Source organism: Pseudidiomarina terrestris, assembly GCF_030466375.1.
In the GTDB taxonomy this organism is placed as follows: Bacteria; Pseudomonadota; Gammaproteobacteria; order Enterobacterales; family Alteromonadaceae; genus Pseudidiomarina; species Pseudidiomarina terrestris.
Genome location: NZ_JAGGJE010000001.1, coordinates 1,513,494 through 1,534,303, shown reverse-complemented (window position 1 = coordinate 1,534,303; position 20,810 = coordinate 1,513,494). Strand labels below are relative to the sequence as shown.

Here is a 20,810-nt window from a genome sequence, read left to right as displayed (position 1 = left end):
TGCTGTTTTATAGCGGAAACGATCTGCTCGACTGAAAAACGTTTTGATTTCATGACGTGGCCCTCGTAAGGTCTTTATCATGCCCAAATTCATCGTCCTTGTGGATCTTTTTCTTGGGGGACCGTCAATGGGAGCTGTATTATCACTTAGATTCATTACCTAGTTATGGCTACTTCTTTTAATCGGTTGATCTTTATCAGACAAAGAGATATTATTTTAACATGTTTTTGCAATAAAGCTTCGCATGTATCGTTTAATCATTGCCCTACTGCTATTAGCGGTAACAACAATGTCATTTTCACAAACTACCAGTACGGAAAAGGCATGTATGCACGATTCTACTGAGCAGGTTTGCGATCTTGCAGCTTGCGAAGTGTCACACTCTCTTACCGATAACTGTTGCTCTGATTCAATGATGCGTCATTGTTACAGCCCGTCAATTACTGTCGTTTATTCTGAGCAATCCACCGTTCCGCCTATTGAGAAGCTGGTTTTTAACGCTTCCTCATTCTTAGATACGAATATTAAAGAAAAGCACTCTCTCTCGCTATTTCGGCCCCCAATCTACTCTTAAAAAGTACTAAATTTCTCGCTCCTGGCGCGTTTATCGTCCAGGTAAAAACACAGCTTTAAGCTTTGGCTCGGTCTTTGTAGTTATGATTTCGCTAGTAACCCTAGTTACGCTCTAACTCATAGCCTGGTCTGTGTTTAATTTAAAAATTTACAGTTTTTGAGAGTAACAATATGAAACTTTTAAGAGAAATGGCTTATTTAAGCGTTCTGACTGTAGTGGTGCCAAATTTTGCTAATGCGCAAGAGCCGCTTTTGAATTTGCAAGATGCAGTGAGTATCGCTGTACAAGAAGACCCCTGGCTAACAGCAAGTAAGCAAACTCAAGAGGCATTCGCGAGTGAAGCTATAGCCTCTTCCAGTTTGCCTGACCCTAAAATATCGCTCACGGCAGCCAGTTTCCCTGTTGACAGTTTTAGTTCACGACAGGAAGGAATGACCCAATTGATCGTAGGTGTTTCACAAACTTTTCCTAGAGGAGACACGCTATCGTTGTCTCGTAAGCAAAAAAATCAATTGGCCCAAAAACAACCGCTTTTGAGGGCTGATCGTATTGCTAAGGTCAAAACAACGGTAACGAAGTTGTGGTTAGACGTTTTTTTCTTTCAGCAAAGTATCCGTTTGATTGAATCCGATAGAGCGCTTTTTGAACAGTTAGTGTCGACGGCCAAGGCAAGTTATACCAGTACTGAAGGAAAAGCACGGCAGCAGGATGTTATTAGGGCCCAGCTTGAGCTCACACGACTGGATGACCGATTGACTTCATTAAGACAGAAAGAGGAGCGATTTCAAAGCAAACTGTCGGAGTGGATAGGTGCTATAGCGAAATCAAAGTTACCAGATGACGTTCCTAACCTTACGCTACAGGAAGCATTGAGTTCGCCTTCAACAATGCCTAAACAAGCCTTGTACGAATTAATAAAAGGGCACCCAGTTTTGCAAGCTATCGATCAAGACATTTCGGCGTCGGAAACTTCTATAGAGCTTGCTCAACAAGGTTATAAACCACAATGGTCAACCAACCTTAAATATGGTCATAGAAACGATGCTCCAAGCGGTACTGACCGTGCCGACTTGTTTTCAGTCGGAGTTACGTTCGATATACCACTGTTTACTGATAACAAGCAGGATGAACAGGTGCGTTCGGCAAAGTATAAAACTGAAGCAAAAAGAACTGAAAAACTGCTGATTGCCAGACAGTTAATAGCCAGTTTACGCAGTACCTTTGTACAACTGAATCGTTTGAATGAACGCGCTGCTCTTTATCGTGAAGAGCTACTTCCACAAATGTCCGCCCAGTCTGAAGCTGCATTGACAGCCTACAACAATGATGATGGCGACTTTGCAGAGGCGGTGCGTTCACAGATTGCTGAAGTCAACGCAAAAATTGATGCATTAGCGATCGCCATCAACCGCCAAAAGCTGATTGCCGAAGCAAACTACTTATTATTCTCAGGAGTTTAAAATGAAAACAGTCACTAAATCTCTTATAAGTTTAGCTGTAGGGTTTGCGGTTGGCGCTGGTGCTATTGGCTACTTAATGCAGTCAACTGCGGGCTCCGATGCTTCATCGGATAATGCCAAAAAAGAGCCATTATATTGGGTGGCTCCGATGGATCCAAATTATCGGAGAGACAAGCCAGGAAAGTCTCCAATGGGGATGGACCTTATTCCTTTCTATGGCGATGATGGGGGAGAAAGTTCACCCGGTACTGTGAGAATTGATCCCGATGTTATTAACAACCTTGGGGTTACAACTGCAACCGTCACGTCCTCGAGACTCAACCTGGATATCGAAACAGTTGGCTATGTTCAGTTTGATGAGAACCGAGTGCTGACAGTAAGTCCCCGTGTTGAAGGCTGGATTGAAAAGCTTTTTGTAAAAGCGGTTGGTAACTCAGTTAAAGCCGGCGAGCCTTTATACAGTATTTACTCTCCTGAAATGGTTAATGCGCAAGAAGAGCTTGTATTGGCCTCGCAAAGAGGTAATCAGGTTCTACTAGATGCTGCTGAAGAACGCCTAAGAGCTCTGCAAGTTTCTGAACCTGAGATTAAGAAGTTAAAAGAGACTCATAAAATTCAGAAAACAATTACGGTAAAAGCAAAGCAGTCCGGGGTATTGGATAAACTGACTGTGCGTGAAGGTGCGTTTGTAAAGCCGAGTATGAACTTAATGACGATTGCCCAACTGGATAAAATATGGGTTATTGCAGAAGTCTTTGAGCGGCAACTGAACCAGGTTGAGGTAGGTAATAAAGTTCAAATGGATCTTGAGTATGCTCCGGGTAAAGACTGGGAAGGAAAGGTTGATTACGTCTATCCGTCACTTAACTCTAAAACCCGGACGGGAAAAATTCGAATTCACTTCAATAACCCCGACGCTTTTTTGAGGCCGGGTATGTTTGCGAATCTTAATATTAATGCTGGTGTAGGCGACGAAAACTTAGTCATCCCCAAAGAAGCGCTTATTCGAATGGGTGATTCGAACCGAGTTGTCTTAGCACTGGGCGACGGGAAATTTAAATCAGTTAATGTTGACGTTGGGCGGTTAGGTAGCTCGCGAGTTGAGATTTTATCGGGTCTTATGGCAGGTGATGAAATTGTTACATCGGCTCAGTTCTTAATTGACTCTGAGTCCAGTAAGTCTTCCGACTTTAAACGTATGAACCACGACTCTAACACTGATAGCGAGAGCCACGACACTATGTTAAATGAAGCTGTATCAGTCGAAGCTGTCTGGGTCGAAGCAACAGTTAAAAGTGTTATGCCTCAACATTCGATGGTTACGCTGAATCACGGTGAGATTCCTGAGTGGGACTGGCCTGCAATGACGATGGACTTCGATGTCGCTGATGATGTTGAACTCTCAAAGCTCAGCGCCGGTTTGTCCTTACATGCGGAAATTTCACAAGTAGGTAAGCAACGTTACCAGCTCACATCGATTCATATTCCTGAGCAAGAACAAGTGACAGAGCAGGAGCATAACCATGATTAAGTCAGTCATTCGATGGTCAGTTAGCAACCGATTTTTTGTTCTTCTAGCGACATTAATCCTTGTGGGCGTTGGTGCCTTTGCCGTCAAGAATACACCAGTAGATGCATTGCCGGACCTGTCTGATGTTCAGGTGATTATTAAAACCAGTTATCCAGGTCAGGCCCCACAAGTAGTAGAAGACCAAGTTACCTATCCATTAACAACGTCTATGTTATCAGTTCCTGGAGCTAAAACGGTTCGTGGGTATTCGTTTTTCGGAGATTCCTATGTTTATGTCATTTTTGACGAAGACACAGATGCTTACTGGGCACGTTCGCGAGTACTTGAATATTTATCTCAGGTTGCTCCCACACTGCCTGCTAATGCAAGGCCACAATTAGGTCCTGATGCTACAGGAGTTGGTTGGGTTTATTTGTATGCCTTGGTCGACCGCACGGGTAACCACAACTTGAGTGAATTACGCAGTATGCAAGACTGGTTTTTAAAGTATGAACTGCAAACTGTTGAAGGTGTCTCTGAAGTTGCCGCGCTGGGCGGTATGGTAAAGCAGTACCAGGTAAAAGTTGACCCGGAGAAGCTTCGCGCATTCGATATTCCTTTGGCTCACATACAAAACGCTATCCAGAGAGGTAATCAGGAGGTGGGGGCTTCAGTGGTTGAAATGGCTGAGGCTGAGTATATGGTTCGGGCCTCCGGCTATATTGAAGGTGTCTCCGACTTAGAAAATATCCCACTAGGCGTTGATGCTAATGGCACGCCTTTATTGCTTAAAGATGTTGCAGATGTGGGTGTGGGGCCACAAATGAGGCGCGGTATAGCCGAGCTCAATGGTGAGGGGGAAGCCGTGGGCGGAATTGTTGTAATGCGCTTCGGAGAAAATGCACAAAAAACGATTGATGGTGTAAAACAAAAATTAGAGGAATTAAAAGCAGGGTTACCCGATGGCGTTGAGATTGTCACTGTCTATGATCGCTCAGGGCTTATCTCGGATGCCGTCGAAAGTCTCTGGAAAAGTTTAATAGAAGAACTCGCTATTGTCGCGTTTATCTGTGTGATATTTCTCTTCCATGTCCGCTCCTCGCTAGTTGCCGTTATCAGCTTGCCTCTGGGTATTTTAACCGCGTTTATTGTTATGTATTGGCAAGGAATTAACGCGAATATTATGTCACTTGGGGGGATCGCAATTGCTATTGGCGCTATGCTCGATGGTGCCATCGTCATGATTGAAAATATGCATAAGCATATGGAAAAAACGCCACTGACCGCAGAGAACCGCTGGCGGGTGGTTACCGCTTCTGCTTCAGAGGTAGGTCCCGCTCTTTTCTTTAGCTTACTCATTATTACCGTCAGCTTTATGCCGGTGTTTACCTTAGAAGCCCAGGAAGGGCGAATGTTTTCTCCGCTTGCTTTCACGAAAACTTACGCAATGGCAGCTAGTGCAGCCTTAGCGGTTACCGTTATCCCTGTGTTGATGGGGTATTTTATCAGAGGAAAGGTAACACCTGAGGGGAAAAACCCGCTTAACCGGTTATTGATCGCCGGGTATAAACCGCTTTTAAAAGGCATTTTGAAATACCCAAAGACAGCAGTTGTGGGAGCTCTTGTTATCCTGGCTGTTGGTGTCTGGCCGATTGACAAAATTGGTAGTGAGTTTATTCCAGATCTGGATGAGGGCGATTTGATGTATATGCCGACGACTTATCCTGGATTATCTATTGGGAAAGCAAGAGAGCTTTTGCAGCAAACAGATAAACTCATAAAGACGGTACCGGAAGTAAAGACGGTTTTTGGCAAAATTGGCCGAGCTGATACCGCCACTGATCCGGCCCCCCTAACGATGATTGAAACTTTTATTCAACTGAAACCGAAAGATCAGTGGCGTGACGGTATGACCACTGAGAAGTTGAAAAAAGAACTCGATGCGCTTGTAAAGTTTCCGGGGCTGACAAATGCGTGGGTTTACCCCATTAAAACTCGCATTGATATGCTATCGACAGGTATCAAAACGCCGGTAGGTATAAAAGTTGCCGGAGCTGATCTTAATGAAATTCAGGCGATCGGCCAGCAGCTTGAAGCAATACTTGATGATGTAGATGGCACTGCTTCTGTTTATTCAGAGCGAGTGGCAGGTGGACGTTATGTCAAAGTTGACATAAAAAGAGAGCAGGCTGCACGTTATGGTTTGAACATTGAAGATATTCAACAAGTAGTTGCCACGGCTATTGGGGGAATGAACGTTTCAGAGACCATTGAAGGGCTTGAACGTTACCCGATAAACTTGCGCTACCCCCAAGATTACCGTGATTCACCGGAAGAGTTAAAGACGCTACCTTTAGTTACGCCAGACGGGCAGCGTATTAGTTTGGCGGATGTGGCTGATGTCTACGTTGAACTCGGACCGCCGGCAATTAAAAGTGAGAACGCAAGACTTAATGGCTGGACTTTTGTCGACATTGAGGGAGTTGATGTCGGCACTTATGTTGAAAAAGCAATGAAGGTTGTAGAACAAGAACTCGAGTTGCCAGCAGGGTATTCAGTTACCTGGTCCGGGCAGTACGAATATATGGAAAGGGCAAAGGAAAAACTGACTTACGTGATTCCGTTAACGCTCGCGATTATTATCGTTCTTTTATATATGAATTTTCGAAACGCTACAGAAATAGCCATTATATTGGGAACTTTGCCTCTCGCGTTGGTGGGGTCAATCTGGCTAATGTATCTTTTAGATTATAATTTCTCAGTTGCTGTAGCGGTTGGTTTTATAGCTCTAGCCGGTGTCACTGTAGAAATAGGAATACTAATGCTGACTTACTTAAACCAGTCCTATAATGAATATGAAAAAAGTCAGTTAGAGCATGGTAAAGCATTAACGAAAGAGGGTCTCTCTCTTGCTGTAATGGAAGGGGCAGGACTTCGTGTTCGCCCCGTCATGATGACGGCCGTTTCTACAATTGCTGGTTTATTGCCTATAATGTTTAGTACAGGGACTGGGGCTGAGGTGGTTAGTAGAATAGCGGCGCCAATGGTTGGAGGAATGATCAGCGCTGTTATCTTAACCTTGCTCGTATTACCTGCTGTTTACTATTTGTGGCGAAAGAAAGACGTTAAGGTTAGATGATACCTTACTCTGTAAATATCACCTGCGCACCTTTGATCTCGATCAATGATGTGCAGGTGGTAGTATGCTAATTTATAGCATGGCAATAGGAGCGCACATATGTTTCAAGCAAAATTTTTAGTTGTGCTTATGTTAGGAATAGTGATACAGCTATCCTTCCCAGCCGCTCCTGCTTATAACAATGCTTCCAATGTACAGCACGAAAAAAGTGTTAGCCATATGGATGTTAGCAACGAAAGCAAAGATAACTTTCATTGCGATGAAAGTGAGCAATCTATCATTGACGACTGCTATTGCTGCGTAGTTGATAAATGCTCTATGGATGAAGAGTGTAACTCTGCGAACTCACCTCTAGTATTTATTCAATTCGACACTTCGATAAACTCTCCTAGCAACTTGCCACATCCCGTGTCTTATAAAGGTGATGTGAAGCAAATACTCTTCGATATTTACTACCCTCCGAAATAGCACTACTAAATTACAACTCTAGATTTTCTCGAAATTTAAGTAACTAGGCTAAACACAGTCCATAAGCTATATGCTTTAGGGCTTTTAGGGGGGTATATGAACCTATCTAAAATTACCGCTATTTTTGATCAACTTCGACAAGACTCAGTGGAAGAGGCTCTCATCGGCCGTGGCGTTAGCGGCTTTACGCTGTTTCCTGTGCGAGGACGGGGTTACTACTTCGATAGCTATAACGATGATCACTTAGTTGATCACGTACAGCTTGAAGTTTATGTGAACAGTGATGATGCGCGTGATGTTGCCCTCTTGGTAGTTGAAGCGGCCCATACTGGGGTATCTAACGAGGGATTAGTTTCTATCTCGCCAATCGATGAATTGTTCTGGGTTCACGATAAACGAGCAGCCACTAATAAAGAGCTTTCGTTACAAAGTTAACACCGCGCAAATGTTGCCTGAAACGTATTGGTAGTTTTAATTAACAGGACAGTATTGATGTCAAATAACGATCATAGAGCAGGAGTGCGGGAAATTAACTTAGTAAACCGCACTTTAAAGCTAAACGCAGAGAGTGTGAAAGAAGTTCGCAAAGCTATCAAAGAAATTGACTTGTTGGTTGGTCTCGATAGCGTTGCCTATGACTCTGAGCATAACTTGTTATCGGTCGCTTATGATGCCTCTAAAGTGGATCTCAATGTTATAGAGGAAAAGCTCAGGAAGTTTGGTGTTGAAATAAATAGTGGGTGGTGGACTCATCTGAAAGAAGAGTACTACAAGTTTATTGACCAAAATATTAAAGATAATTCGGAACATACACCGTGGAGTTGTCATAGAAGTCCGCCAGTTAACAAAAGCAAACGAAAGTAACGATTAATTATAGGTAAGGAGTAAAAAATGCAAATAGAAACAATCAAAGATGTGCTGAGTTGGACCGTTGATTTCCACAAAAACCTGAAGGAGTGTGTTACTCACTGCTCTAAACAAAACCAAGATGAACGAGCTCGGATGATTCTAAACTACGTGTCGGGTCATGAGGCTAGCTTAGAGCGAATGGTCGAAGGTTTTTTGAGTACAGCAAACCGAAATGCATTAGACACTTGGTGTTATGACTATATTGGGAAACATCCCATCGTTGAGCATGGACACTGTGATTCGCCTTTTAAAGAGTTAGATACTGATCACATTATGGAGAACATTGTAAACCATCATGAGCAAGTCATTGAGTTGTATGAACACCTATATTCCCGTGTTGATATAGACAGCGCAAAAGAGCTGTTAGAAACGGTAAAGAGCGTTGAAGAAAATGAAATAAAACGAATGGTGCAAACTGCGAATCGATTTTCGGATATGTAGTGAGTGACGGTTTTATCGTTGGTACTTTACGGGAAATAGCTGTTGCTTGGCTTTTTTCCCGTCAATAAGGAGCACTGGTATGGGTGTGAAAACTGAGGACGTTCGTAGTCGTTCCATTGAGGAACTCATTATCGAGGGAGCCGGTTGCGCGAGTTGTGTTGGCAAAATCGAGAGTGCATTAAAGTCTGTATCCGGTGTGGAAAATGCAGAGATGAACTTTGCGCAGCGAACAGTCAGTGTGACAGGAACAGCAAGTCCGAGCGCTTTAGTGAAAGCGGTAGAGAAGGCGGGGTATAGCGCTAAAGTAGCCAGTTCCCAAAGTGGCGATGATGCGTTGGCAGAAAAAGAGCAAGCCGACTGGGCTTACTATAAGCGACTGATGCGTGAGATGACCGTCGCGCTGTCGTTAGGTGTACCCCTAATGATTTATAGCCTTTTTGTTGGTGAAATGACGGTTACCACTACCTCAGAACGTGTGACATGGTTAGTCGTAGGTATTCTAACGTTAGGTGTACTTTATTTCTCTGGCAAACACTTCTTTGTTGGTGCCTGGCAATCCCTGAAAAATCATTCCGCTAATATGGATACGCTGATCGCGCTTGGTACTGGTACAGCCTGGTTGTATTCTATGGTGGTTGTAATCGTTCCACACCTGGTTCCGGAAATGGCGCGTCACGTTTACTTTGAAGCGACTGCGATGATTATCGGTTTGATCAATCTGGGGTTGGCACTTGAACTGAAAGCTCGTGGGCGCACGTCCGAAGCCATAAAGCGTCTCATTGGTTTGCAGGCCAAAACAGCTAGGGTGATTCGTGACGATAAACAATTGGATATCGCCATCGAAAAAGTACTTCAGGGCGATTTAGTGCGTGTCCGTCCGGGAGAAAAAATTCCCGTAGATGGGGAGGTAACCGAGGGAAATACCACCGTTGACGAATCTATGTTAACGGGTGAACCCATGCCAGTGGAAAAAGCTGCTGGTGATAAAATCGTGGCTGGAACTATAAATAAGAGCGGCTCCTTTTTGTTTCAAGCGACGAGAGTCGGTAAAGATACAGCACTTGCTCAAATTATTAACATGGTGAAACGGGCGCAAAACTCTAAGCCCCCAATTGGTCGTCTTGCCGATATTATTTCAGCCTACTTTGTGCCTGTTGTTATGATTATTGCTGTTATCAGTGCTCTAGCTTGGCTTAACTTTGGGCCTGAGCCGGCACTAGCCTTTGCCGTGGTGTCAGCGACTACCGTTTTGATTATTGCTTGCCCTTGCGCATTAGGTCTGGCTACGCCTATGTCGGTAATGGTGGGTGTAGGAAAAGCCGCAGAGGCAGGTGTGCTGATTCGCAATGGCGAAGCATTGCAAACAGCGTCGAAAGTGTCGGCTATGATCCTGGATAAAACGGGCACCATTACACTTGGCTCTCCCAAAGTCACCGACGTATTAGTAGCGAGTGAGTACGATGAGCAAACCGTACTGCAACTTGCAGCGACACTTGAGTCTGGCTCTGAACATCCGCTAGCACAGGCGATAGTTGAGTCAGCCAGGGAAAGAGGGATTAAGACAAGTAAGGTCTCGAACTTCAACGCCATCGCTGGTCATGGCGTGGAGGCAGAAGTTGACGGGAAGTCCCTCCTTTTCGGTAATGAAAAGCTGTTGCGTGAACGTCAAGTTGAGCTCGGTAACTTTGTTGAAAAAGCCCAAGGCTTAGCTGCTGAAGCTAAGACGCCTATGTACTTTGCCGTTGATAATGAGTTAGCTGCAATTATTGCAGTTGCCGACCCGATAAAAGACGACTCCGTAGCCGCCATTAAACGTTTGCAAGATAACGGTGTGCGAGTAGTGATGCTTACTGGTGATAATCGCGCGACAGCAGAAGCAGTTGCTGAAAAAGTAGGAATTAAAGAATTTTTCGCTGAAGTTCTGCCGGAAGAAAAATCAAAAAAGGTTCAGGAGCTGCAGATGGAAGGCGAAATCGTTGGCATGACGGGAGATGGTATTAATGATGCGCCAGCACTGGCTATTGCCAACGTGGGCTTCGCCATCGGTACGGGCACGGATGTAGCCATTGAAAGTGCTGACATTACTTTGATGCGGGGGTCGTTACATGGTCTAGCTGATGCAGTAGCTGTAAGTAAGGCTACTCTGCGCAATATCAAGCAGAATCTATTCGGTGCTTTTATTTACAACGTGGCAGGTATACCTTTTGCCGCAGGTGTACTGTACCCGTTTCTCGGCATTCTATTAAGCCCTGTCATTGCCGGTGCAGCCATGGCTTTTTCGTCACTCACGGTAGTGAGTAACGCTAATCGGTTGCGCTTTTTCAAAGCGAAGAGTCACTGATTCCTCTTTTAATTAGAGCTCTTTCAGGAGAGTAAAAATGTTATTTATTAATATCGCTGGCTTAACATTAATTGCACTGATTGTCTGGTGGTTTTGGCTTTATGAACCTGCTGAGAAACAGGCGGAAGAAGGTGAGATTGTAATTACTGTAGAAAACGGTACCTACTCACCTTCGCGTATAAAGGTGCGAGAAGGCAAGCCTGTTGAGCTTAAATTTCTGCGAAAGGATCAATCTCCTTGCTCTGAAACTTTGCTCATTCCCAAGCTAGAAATAAGTGAAACGTTGCCTTCTAACAAATTAAAGCAAATTCAAATACCAGCGCTGGAACCCGGAGAGTACGACTTTCATTGCCAGATGCAAATGTATCGGGGAAAGCTAGTTGTCGGTTAAATGGCTTAAAACGTCCAGGTCACAATATGAGCTTTAAAAGTTTCCCGTTAGATTCGATGAAATTCAATTTCATCGAAGGCATTGAAGGATTCGGCAATAAATATCGCCGTTATATGAGGTCTACGTCAGCGTGGGCTCCAAGATTTAACGATAGTGAAACAAAGTAAAATTAATGAGACCAATACAATTTGGTCATAGTCAAGAGGGTAATAAAATGAAAAAAGTACTTTCAGCTTTAACTATCACAGCTTTAATGGCCTCTCCTGTCTTTGCTGATGCACAGCATAAACATGGTGATGATAAAACAGGTTCAATGAGTGGAATGATGCATCATGAAAAAATGACATCAATGAATGAGCACATGCAAGAAATGCGCGAAGCTATGGAAAAAATAAAAAGCGAATCCGATCCCAAGAAACGTAAAAAACTAATGGAAGAACACATGAAGTCAATGCAGAAGGGAATGCAAATGATGAACCATGGGATGGATAAAGGCATGAACAAAGGAGAACATAAAAAGGGAGACAAAGCAGAGCAAATGGGCAAAGAGAATATGATGAATAAAATGAAAATGATGGAGCATAGAATGGATATGATGCAAATGATGATGGAGCAGATGATGGAACATCAGAGTGAAGAAAAAAAGGAAATGTAGTAGAGATTAAGCTCTCCGTTGGAAATGCCGCTACTTGCAGTGTGCAAGTAGCGGTACTTTTTCAATATATCTAATTTACAACGGTATTTTTAAGGAGGAAGTTATGAAACTTAATGCAAAGAAATTTGGCTTAGCAGCTGGCGGTGCTTTCGCAGTTTTATGGGGAGTTTGTAGCTTGCTAGTGCTTATTATGCCCTCTAGCATGATGGCTTTAACAGAAGGCATGGTTCACGGAAAACTCTCTGGTTTCGAGTGGCATTTGAGTTTTAGTGGATTTGTTACGGGATTATTCGGGTGGTCCTTGGGAGCTATGATTACTGGCTGGCTAATTGTAACGTTATATAATAAACAAATGAAAACGGCTAAATGAGATTGTTGTCAAACTGGAAGCCTTTAAATCTGTTGCTCTGAAACTTTGCTTATTCCTGATCTGGGGATCAGCGATACTTTACCGACCAATAAGTTAAAGTTGATCGAATTGCCAGTATTAAAGACCGGAGAATACGATTTTCATTGTCAGATGCAAAGGTATCTAGGAAAACTTATTGTCTATTGGTAACTGTCCAGTGAAGTTAAGCTAGGTTATCTCACCCAGCGCAGCAAGATAATTGGCTAACATCTTTAGTAAACGTTTGAGCGCATAATTTTAAGCCTTCTACCATCGTAAGGTATGGGAAGAGCTCATCAGCCAACTCATTGACTGTCATTCCTGCTCTTATCGCCATTACAGCAGCTTGAATCAACTCACCAGCTTCTCCTGCGACGACTTGAACACCGAGCAGCCGGCCGCTGCCACTTTCTGCGACAATTTTTATAAACCCTTGGGTATCGAAGTTAACCAATGCCCGTGGGACATTTTCAAGGCCCAACGTGCGGCTTTCGGTGACGTAACCACCAGTTTTAGCATCAGCTTCTGATAAACCCACCGTGGCGACTTGTGGATCAGTAAAGATAACCTCGGGCATGGCACTGAGATCAAGATGCGCATCACCGCCCGTCATGTTAATAGCGGCTCGGCTGCCGCCTGCGGCGGCGACATAGACAAACTTCGGCTGATTCGTACAGTCGCCTGCCGCATATACTCTTGAGTTAGAGGTTTGCATGCGATCGTTAATCGTTATGGCACCGCGCTCGGTTTGTACGGCGATGGTTTCTAAATCGAGGTTTTCCGTATTGGGCGTGCGGCCTGTGGCCACGAGCAGTTGTTCTGCTTTTAATGTTCCGGCATTGGTTTTGAGAATGAAGTGTTGTCCGTCGTAACGCACTTCGCTGGCTTCTGTATGCTCAAGCACATTGATGCCTTCGTGATAAAAAACAGTGGCTATTGCCTCACCAATGGCAGGCTCGTCTTGGGATAACACCCGACTGCGAGCCAAAACAGTAACTTCACTACCGAGACGCGCGAAGGCCTGTGCTAATTCAAGAGCAACGACCGAGGCTCCAATAATAGCGAGGCGCTTAGGAATGTTACTTAGCCCTAATGCGCTTGTCGAAGTAAGGTAAGGGGTTTCAGCTAAGCCGGGGATGGGTGGTTGTGCGGGTCGGGCCCCGGTGCCGATAAAAGCACGGTCAAAGTGAACCGTTTGCTCACCGCCATCGCAAAGTGATACGGAAAGAGTTTCATCGTTTATAAAGCGGGCTTCGCCGTTAATAACGGTAATGGCGGAATTCTCTCTAAGAATACTCTGGTATTTGGATTCACGGAGTTCTTCTACCCGAGCCTGTTGTTGCTCGAGGAGAGCTGATCGATTTACCTTAAGAGTATGGGTACTTAAGCCTTTATCAAAAGGGCTTTCTCGCCGCAGTTGGGCGATATGAGCCGCTCGGATCATGATTTTAGACGGGACACAGCCAATATTGACACAAGTTCCGCCAATAGTACCTCTCTCAATGAGCGTCACTCGGGCACCTCCCTCGGTCGCTTTGAGTGCCGCAGCCATCGCACTGCCGCCGCTACCAATGACAGCAATGTGTAAATTGTTATTACTCATAACGGTTACTCCTTGGTCTTTCAGTTTTACAGCAGCTATAAGGCATTGTGATGTTTCATGACTGATTTTTTGGTGCCGTTGCTTTCAGTGTTGATGGGTATCCTGCATTTGTCGTTGCTTCAGTGAGCTGCTTAACTGACGTTTTTTCGTCGTCGAATGTCACGGTTGCATCCCGCTCTTCAAAACGGACATCGACGGCGCTCACACCTGCAACTTGGCCAAGTGCAGCTTTGACAGTAATTGGGCAGGTGACGCATGTCATACCGGGTACTGATAGCGTAACCGTTTTCTCAACCGCCAATGCGGGCATGCTAAACAGTAAAAATAAAATGGTTGTTATCATTGTTTTTTTCATCGTGTATTGCCTCCTAGTAAAACAAAGGAACAACATAGGGGTAAGCCAATGCTGTTAAAGTAAGCACCGCAACGAGCCAAAACATCACTTTGTAGCTCTTACGAGCATTTGGCGTTGCGCAGGTGTTATCAGGGTTGCAGTCATCAGCACGCCGGTATATTCGACGCCAGGCAAAGAATATGGCAATCAATGCAATGGTAATAAAAATGGGTCGATAAGGCTCAAGTGCTGTGAGGCTCCCAATCCAGGCCCCGGATACACCGAGTGCAAGTAATATGAGGGGACCCAGACAACACGCAGATGCCAGAGTCGCTGCGATCCCTCCCGCGAGAAGAGAGCCCCGACCAGATTTTGAATTTGACATAAGAGTAACTCCTTCGGGCATTTTGCTTTAATGTGTTAATCTTAAACCCGTACCTCACTACGGAAGCAATAGCTATGTTAAAAAAACGCAACGTAATGACAATTGGCACGCTGGCCAAAACAGCCGGCGTGGGCGTGGAAACGGTGCGCTATTATCAGCGCCGAGGGCTAATGAGCGAGCCGGAAAAGCCGTATGGGGGGATCCGACATTACGACGAACAAGCGCTTGCTCGGCTTCATTTTATTCGCGCGTCTCAATGGCTTGGATTTAGTCTGGATGAAATTGGTGAGCTATTAACTCTGCAAGATGGCGCTCATTGCGATGAGGCACGGGAGCTTGGGGAGCAAAAGCTCACCAGTGTTCGTCGAAAGATATCGCACTTACAGCAAATTGAACGAGCGTTGAATGAGCTGGTGCAAAAATGCAGCGCCGGACACGGAGATGTCTATTGTCCACTGATGGCCTCGCTTAATGACGGGGTTGAGGACGCTACCACGGACAAACATAAGGTGCGTTAGTCTGTGTAGTAAAACTTTTGAGCGGAGTTCTTTAACTGAATTGCTTTATAGCTAACGCCAGCCATACACAAGAATCCCCATACCGGTTAGCACAAACGCCGTGCCAATCAGGTCGAAATTGGATAGTGGCGATTTATCGACAATTCGCAGCCAGACTATGGCAGTTAACACGTAAATACCACCATAAGCTGCGTAGACCCGCCCGCTTTCCGCCGGATGAAGTGTTAACAAGTAAGCAAATAAGGCTAAGCTCACTGCCGCCGGAATGAGCAACCAAACCGAATGGCCCTCTTTGAGCCATAGGTAGGGTAAATAGCATCCGACAATTTCAGCAATTGCGGTGGCAATAAATAAGCCCAATGTTTTCATTAAAAATAATGCACTCATTATCAGTTGTCCCTACAGGCTTCATCAGGATCTTCTAGTTCTACCGTTGTATGGCTTAAAGCATAGGGCGCAAGGACGTCATCGATGCGCTGTTTTAAATCGCTACGGGCCTCGATATCAAGGTTTTTAGATAACACCAAATGAACGGTTAATACATGCTCCTCGCCATCTAGTGACCAAAAATGCAGATGGTGTAGGTCAGCAACATGAGGTAGCTCCAGCAAAGTGTCAGCGACTTGTCTGTAGGTTTCTTTGTCCGGAGTTGCTTGTATGAAGAGTTTCAGCGTTGCCCACAGGTTGCGCAGCACATTCACTAAAATAAATAGAGTAAAACCAATCGACAGTAGCGGATCGAGAATTGGCCAATCCACAAACAGCAAAACAATACCAACGATAAGTACAGCGACCCAGCCGAGAACATCCTCCAGCAAGTGCCAGTTAATAACGCGTTCGTTTAACGTTTTGCCCTCTGACAATTTGTAAGCAGCAAATCCATTAACTGTAATGCCAACGACGGCTAAAGCAATCATGCCATCAGCGACGGGCATCTGAGGGTTCCAGAGTCTGGGAATTGCTTCCACAAGTACCCAGGCAGAGCCTGCGATTAACACAACGGCATTAATAAATGCACCGGCAAGATTCAGTCTTTTATAACCGTAGGTAAAGTGTTGGTTAGCCTGTTTTTTGCCAAGTTTATTTAGTATCCACGCGAGACCTAACGACAGGCTATCGCCAAGATCATGAACGGCATCAGCTAAAATGGCGGTACTGTTGGTAAGAAAACCACCAATGAACTCAATAATGGTAAAAACAAAGTTAAGCAGGAATGCCCAACCTAATCGGTTGGACGGCATGTCCTTTGAGTGATCATGGTTATGGTGATGTCCCATAATACGTTCCTCTTTTAATAAAAGGGGGCGACAATAACCGCCCCCTTAAATGCTATTGAACCCTAACGGCTCAGATCCTTAATTTTTTGTTTCGAAAACCAAGGATAGAGCACGGGTAAGATAACCAATGTCAGCAGAGTAGCTGATACCAAACCACCAACAATGACGGTAGCCAGTGGGCGTTGAATTTCAGCCCCTGCACCGGTTGCAAACAGCATGGGAATGAGTCCTAACGCTGAGGTTATTGCTGTCATTAATACCGGGCGTAGTCGCGACCACGCGCCATCAAACACGGCATCATTAACCGCATGCCCATCGGTTATTCTCTGGTTAATACTCTCGACCAGAACCACACCGTTTAGTACCGCCACACCAAACAGTGTGATGAAACCCACGGCGCTGGGCACCGATAAGTACTGTCCTGACACATAGAGTGCCACAATACCGCCGATGACTGCCAATGGTACATTCACCAAAATCAACATGGCTTGACCCATGGTGCCGAAAGCAAAATAAAGCAGCAGGGCGATGAGTGCCAGCGATATGGGAACGACAATGGACAAGCGCTCCTGTGCTCGTTGTTGACTTTCGAACTGGCCACCAATGTCGACTGAGTAACCGGTTGGTAAATCCACCTTCTCGTCAATCGCCTTCCTAATATCGGCAACCACGCTACCCATGTCACGACCCTGAACGTTCGATTGAATCACAACGCGACGCTGTACGTCATCACGACGGATTTGCGGTGGTCCTGATTCAATTGCGACGTGGGCGACTTCGCCTAAGGTTACCCAGGCCCCTGAGGGAGTTAACAGGCGTAACGAACGAATAGACTCCGGCGTATCGCGGAATTGCTTGGCCAGCCGCACGTAAATATCATAGCGCTCATTACCGCGAATGATCTGGCCTGCCGAAGCGCCACCCAAGCCATTGTCGACAACGCTCAGTACATCGGTGACATTTAAGCCGTAGCGTGAGAGTTGCTGGCGTTTCGGCGAAACCACGAGTTGTGCTTCACCTTTTATTTGCTCCATCGCTACAGCAACCGCCCCGTCAACTTGCTTGACGGCACCTTCTATTTCCTGGCCTTTACGGGCCAACACGTCAAGCTCGGGTCCAAATAGTTTGATGGCTAGCTGCGATTTTACACCTGAGAGCAGTTCATCAACCCGTGTTGCAATAGGTTGTGAAAAATTAAACAACAAGCCTGGGTGAGCATCTAGTTTTGCCTCCATTTTTTCTTGTAAGGCGTAGCGATCGGATGCCGTTGTCCATTCGGATTGCGGCTTAAGGCCCACATATATCTCGATATTGCTGATAGGCTCTGGATCACCGCCCACTTCAGCTCGTCCAATGCGGCTGAGTGCGTAGGTGGTTTCCGGGAACGACATCAGGATTTTTTCAAGCTTCGGAGCCACCTCTAAGGCCGTTTCAAGGTTAGAGGAGGGGGCTAATGTCACGCGAATATTAATCGTGCCTTCTTCCAATTCGGGCGCAAATTCTGTGCCGAGACGAGGCACTAACACCAAAGCGCCGACAAACAGCACACCGGCCAGGGTAATAACAGCCTTTTTACTGCGTAACGCCACCGATAATAGTCTTTTATAACCATTATCTAGTGGTTTAAGCAGTTTATTTTCACGAGGCTTAATACCCCGACTGAAAAAGTAACTGGCTAATGCCGGTACAACCATGATGGCCACAAAAACCGCGGAGATAATGGCCAACATAATACTGATAGCCATGGGCTCAAATAATTTAGCTTCAACACCCTGAAAACTAAACAGTGGCATAAAGACCACCAAGATAATCATGGCGGCAAAGAATACCGGTCGTGCCACTTCGTTCGCCGCTTCCTTAACTCGCAGCTTGATACCATGGCTATCGAGTTTGGCTGCCTGAGGATCTGGGTCGCGGTGCTCTGTGCGTTGCTCGGCGTCGTCTTGGTGTTCACTATCCGGACGACTTAAGTGCTTAAAGATGTTTTCAACCATCACCACGGAGCCGTCGACCAGCATACCAATGGCAACAGCAATCCCGCCCAGCGACATCAGGTTAGCTGACATGCCCATCGCGGACATTACCATCAGGGCAATGGCGATAGAAACGGGAATGGACAGTAACACTAAAAAAGTAGCGCGTATGTTGAGCAAAAACAGTGCTAATACTGCGATAATAAAGACAAAGGCAATGAGCAGTGAATACGCGACCGTAGATACGGCTTTTTGTATTAAATCGGCCTGATCATAATACGGCTCAAAGGTGACACCCTCGGGTAATGCTTGCTGAATAAGCGGAATGCGCTTTTTAATACCGTCGATGGTGGCTTTGGTATTCGAGCCCATGCGTTTGAGCACAATACCCGACACCACTTCGCCCAGCTGGTTGACCTCGCCGTCGACTTTACGCGACATTGAGACCGCTCCCTGGCGAATTTCACTGCCGATTTCGACGTCGGCAACCTGGCCCAGTGTTACGGAAACGCCGTCAACGGTTTTGAGCGGTATTTGTTGTATCTGCTGTAGACCTTTTTTACCGCTTTCCAGCCAGCCGGTGCCGCGAATAACCAACTGCTCCTGACCGCGGGGCATATACCAACCACCAACGTTACCGTTATTCTTGTTGACCGCGCCCATGACGTCTTGCTGGGTAAGGTCGTAAGACAGCAGCTTGGCGGGATTGAGGTTAACCTGATATTGCTTAACTTCACCGCCAAAGGACAAGACTTCGGTAATTCCCTCAACGGGCATCAGTAGCAGTTTAACCACATAGTCGTTAAGACTGCGTAGCTCCATGCTACTGACACCAGAGCCCGGCTCGGCAAGTAGCAGATACTGATAAACCTGGCCGAGACCGGAAGAGTTAGGGCCCATTTCGGGCGTGCCGACTCCCTCTGGAATCAACTCCTTTGCCGCTTGCAGCCGCTCGAATACCAGTTGCCGGGCAAAGTAGATATCGACACTCTCGTCAAATACCACGGTAATGCCCGATAAACCTGTTTTTGAGATTGACCGAACTTCTTTGACGTCGGGCAGGGCATACATCACCGACTCTATCGGATAGGTAATAAGCTGCTCGACTTCGGTCGCTGCTAATCCGGGGGCTTCCGTATTTACCGTTACCTGAACATTGGTAACATCGGGGAAGGCATCCAGATTAAGTTTGGGAATATTAAAAAATGACGCAATGCTGATGCTGAATAAAGCCAATACCAATAACAGGCGATTGGCGACAGCAAACTGAATAATGCGCTGAAACATACAACCTCCTGTTAGTGGTTATGTGGGTCAAAACCGCCTTTAGCGATTTGTGAGCGAACGAAAAACGCGCCGTTGTCTACGTATTTTGTGCCTTCCTTAACGCCTCGAATAACTTTCCACGGACCCTTTTCATCAACCAATTCGACTTTCTTCGGTTCAAACTTTCCGGGTTCGTGTTCAATGAATATCTGCCAGTCACCATCAGATGCCCGCATTAAGGCTGAGTCCTTAACTGCAAGCACCGGTCCATCCGACTTGACTGAGAAATAAACATCCGCAAATAAACCAGGGTGTAATTGGTCCTTTTCGTTATTTACCGCAAGTCGTACCGTTCGGGTGCGGGTTTTATGGTCTATTGTGTGGCCTTCCTGAATGACTTTTGCCGCAAAGCGCTGATTGTCGACACTCACTGTAACAGGATCACCAAACTGCACATTAAGGTCAGCTGAGCCTGGTAGACGAGCATTAACCCACAAGGTTTCTTCTTGCAGCACTTCAACCAAGTGATTTCCGGCATTAACTTGCTGGCCTTGCTTGAAGTTATCGCTAACCACAATCCCGCCAATTTCTGAGGTCAGTTGGTATTCGCCGATAGGGTAGTCAGGTTTACTTAAACGCTTAATATCACTGGCTGACATACCAAATGCTTTGAGTTGCGCTTGCGCTGAGGTAAAGGCGTTTTTCGCTTCAACAAAGCGTTTTTCACCAACCGTTGACTCACCGAGTGACTGCACGCGTTGCCATTCGTTAAGTGTGACCAAATACTGACTTTGCGCCTCCGCCATGGTGGCGCTGAAGAGGGTGGCTAGTGGTTCACCTTTTTCGACGTGGTCGCCAATACTGACAAAACGTTTGAGAACGGTCGAATCGATGCGCGGACTCACGATATAGCTATTAAAGTCGTTAGCAACCACCTCGCCCGGGGCATAAACCGGATATTCAATAACTTGAGTTTGCAAGGTTCGCGTGGTGATATCTGCCATAGACAGCTGCTTGCTGGATAGCTCCACGCCTGGGCTTTCCTTATGTTCACCTTGCTCGTGTTTGCCTTCTTCCTTGTGGGTATCTTCTTTTTCGTCGTGTCCGTGTTCATCCTGCGCCATAACCGAAAAGCTAAGCGCAAGTGCTATTGCTGCGTATAAAGGTTTTACTGACAT

At 45.7% G+C, this 20,810-nt stretch carries 20 protein-coding genes; 13 read left to right on the top strand and 7 right to left on the bottom strand.

Features of this window, described 5'->3' with window-relative positions; translation table 11 throughout:
* The first annotated feature begins 744 nt into the window (after positions 1–744).
* The 12 genes from J6J28_RS07375 to J6J28_RS07320 all read left to right on the top strand — a co-directional run bounded on the left by J6J28_RS07375 (position 745) and on the right by J6J28_RS07320 (position 12,447).
* Positions 745–2,034: a TolC family protein gene (locus tag J6J28_RS07375; RefSeq protein WP_301720774.1), complete on the top strand. Its 1,290-nt coding sequence runs from the start codon at positions 745–747 to the stop codon at positions 2,032–2,034.
* Between the two features lies 1 nt (position 2,035).
* Positions 2,036–3,565, top strand: coding sequence for an efflux RND transporter periplasmic adaptor subunit (locus J6J28_RS07370; RefSeq protein WP_173921186.1), 1,530 nt, complete (start codon positions 2,036–2,038; stop codon positions 3,563–3,565).
* Positions 3,558–6,683, top strand: a complete 3,126-nt coding sequence (locus J6J28_RS07365; RefSeq protein ID WP_301720773.1) for an efflux RND transporter permease subunit — start codon at positions 3,558–3,560, stop codon at positions 6,681–6,683. Before J6J28_RS07370 ends, J6J28_RS07365 begins: the two co-directional genes overlap by 8 nt.
* Before the next feature lie 99 nt (positions 6,684–6,782).
* Positions 6,783–7,151: a hypothetical protein gene (locus tag J6J28_RS07360; protein ID WP_034732787.1), complete on the top strand. Its 369-nt coding sequence runs from the start codon at positions 6,783–6,785 to the stop codon at positions 7,149–7,151.
* Between the two features lie 96 nt (positions 7,152–7,247).
* The gene (locus J6J28_RS07355) at positions 7,248–7,586 is read left to right on the top strand and encodes a P-II family nitrogen regulator (RefSeq protein WP_006956222.1); all 339 of its coding nucleotides are present in this window, start codon (positions 7,248–7,250) and stop codon (positions 7,584–7,586) included.
* A 57-nt stretch (positions 7,587–7,643) separates the two neighbouring features.
* Positions 7,644–8,015, top strand: a complete 372-nt coding sequence (locus J6J28_RS07350; protein ID WP_301720772.1) for a cation transporter — start codon at positions 7,644–7,646, stop codon at positions 8,013–8,015.
* Positions 8,016–8,042: 27 nt separating this feature from the next.
* On the top strand, positions 8,043–8,501 hold the full coding sequence (locus J6J28_RS07345; protein WP_126785270.1) for an ATPase: 459 nt from the start codon (positions 8,043–8,045) through the stop codon (positions 8,499–8,501).
* A 79-nt stretch (positions 8,502–8,580) separates the two neighbouring features.
* The gene (locus J6J28_RS07340) at positions 8,581–10,842 is read left to right on the top strand and encodes a heavy metal translocating P-type ATPase (protein ID WP_301720817.1); all 2,262 of its coding nucleotides are present in this window, start codon (positions 8,581–8,583) and stop codon (positions 10,840–10,842) included.
* A 37-nt stretch (positions 10,843–10,879) separates the two neighbouring features.
* Positions 10,880–11,233, top strand: a complete 354-nt coding sequence (locus J6J28_RS07335; RefSeq protein ID WP_105307083.1) for a cupredoxin domain-containing protein — start codon at positions 10,880–10,882, stop codon at positions 11,231–11,233.
* Positions 11,234–11,447: 214 nt separating this feature from the next.
* Positions 11,448–11,888: an EMC3/TMCO1 family protein gene (locus J6J28_RS07330; RefSeq protein WP_034818226.1), complete on the top strand. Its 441-nt coding sequence runs from the start codon at positions 11,448–11,450 to the stop codon at positions 11,886–11,888.
* 103 nt (positions 11,889–11,991) lie between these two features.
* Positions 11,992–12,258 (top strand): DUF5676 family membrane protein, encoded by a 267-nt coding sequence (locus tag J6J28_RS07325; RefSeq protein WP_034818180.1) that lies wholly within the window; start codon positions 11,992–11,994, stop codon positions 12,256–12,258.
* A 45-nt stretch (positions 12,259–12,303) separates the two neighbouring features.
* On the top strand, positions 12,304–12,447 hold the full coding sequence (locus J6J28_RS07320) for a cupredoxin domain-containing protein (protein WP_301720766.1): 144 nt from the start codon (positions 12,304–12,306) through the stop codon (positions 12,445–12,447).
* A gap of 28 nt (positions 12,448–12,475) precedes the next feature.
* Here J6J28_RS07320 and merA read toward each other — a convergent pair whose 3' ends face one another.
* From merA to merT, 3 genes are read right to left on the bottom strand one after another with little or no spacing between them, the layout of a single operon-like run.
* Positions 12,476–13,879 (bottom strand): mercury(II) reductase, encoded by a 1,404-nt coding sequence (gene merA, locus J6J28_RS07315; RefSeq protein WP_034818177.1) that lies wholly within the window; start codon positions 13,877–13,879, stop codon positions 12,476–12,478.
* A gap of 55 nt (positions 13,880–13,934) precedes the next feature.
* Positions 13,935–14,234, bottom strand: a complete 300-nt coding sequence (gene merP, locus J6J28_RS07310; protein WP_034818174.1) for a mercury resistance system periplasmic binding protein MerP — start codon at positions 14,232–14,234, stop codon at positions 13,935–13,937.
* Positions 14,235–14,247: 13 nt separating this feature from the next.
* Positions 14,248–14,598 carry a mercuric ion transporter MerT gene (gene merT, locus J6J28_RS07305; protein ID WP_011234881.1) on the bottom strand — a complete coding sequence of 117 codons (351 nt, stop codon included), beginning with the start codon at positions 14,596–14,598 and terminating at the stop codon, positions 14,248–14,250.
* 74 nt (positions 14,599–14,672) lie between these two features.
* Here merT and merR point away from each other — a divergent pair, with 74 nt between their 5' ends.
* Positions 14,673–15,116, top strand: coding sequence for an Hg(II)-responsive transcriptional regulator (gene merR, locus J6J28_RS07300; protein WP_011234880.1), 444 nt, complete (start codon positions 14,673–14,675; stop codon positions 15,114–15,116).
* Positions 15,117–15,167: 51 nt separating this feature from the next.
* Here merR and J6J28_RS07295 read toward each other — a convergent pair whose 3' ends face one another.
* From J6J28_RS07295 to J6J28_RS07280, 4 genes are all read right to left on the bottom strand, one after another.
* Positions 15,168–15,503, bottom strand: a complete 336-nt coding sequence (locus J6J28_RS07295; RefSeq protein WP_011234879.1) for a YnfA family protein — start codon at positions 15,501–15,503, stop codon at positions 15,168–15,170.
* Positions 15,504–15,505: 2 nt separating this feature from the next.
* On the bottom strand, positions 15,506–16,393 hold the full coding sequence (locus J6J28_RS07290; RefSeq protein ID WP_011234878.1) for a cation diffusion facilitator family transporter: 888 nt from the start codon (positions 16,391–16,393) through the stop codon (positions 15,506–15,508).
* Between the two features lie 62 nt (positions 16,394–16,455).
* The gene (locus J6J28_RS07285) at positions 16,456–19,653 is read right to left on the bottom strand and encodes an efflux RND transporter permease subunit (RefSeq protein WP_301720758.1); all 3,198 of its coding nucleotides are present in this window, start codon (positions 19,651–19,653) and stop codon (positions 16,456–16,458) included.
* An 11-nt stretch (positions 19,654–19,664) separates the two neighbouring features.
* Positions 19,665–20,810: an efflux RND transporter periplasmic adaptor subunit gene (locus J6J28_RS07280; protein ID WP_126772014.1), complete on the bottom strand. Its 1,146-nt coding sequence runs from the start codon at positions 20,808–20,810 to the stop codon at positions 19,665–19,667.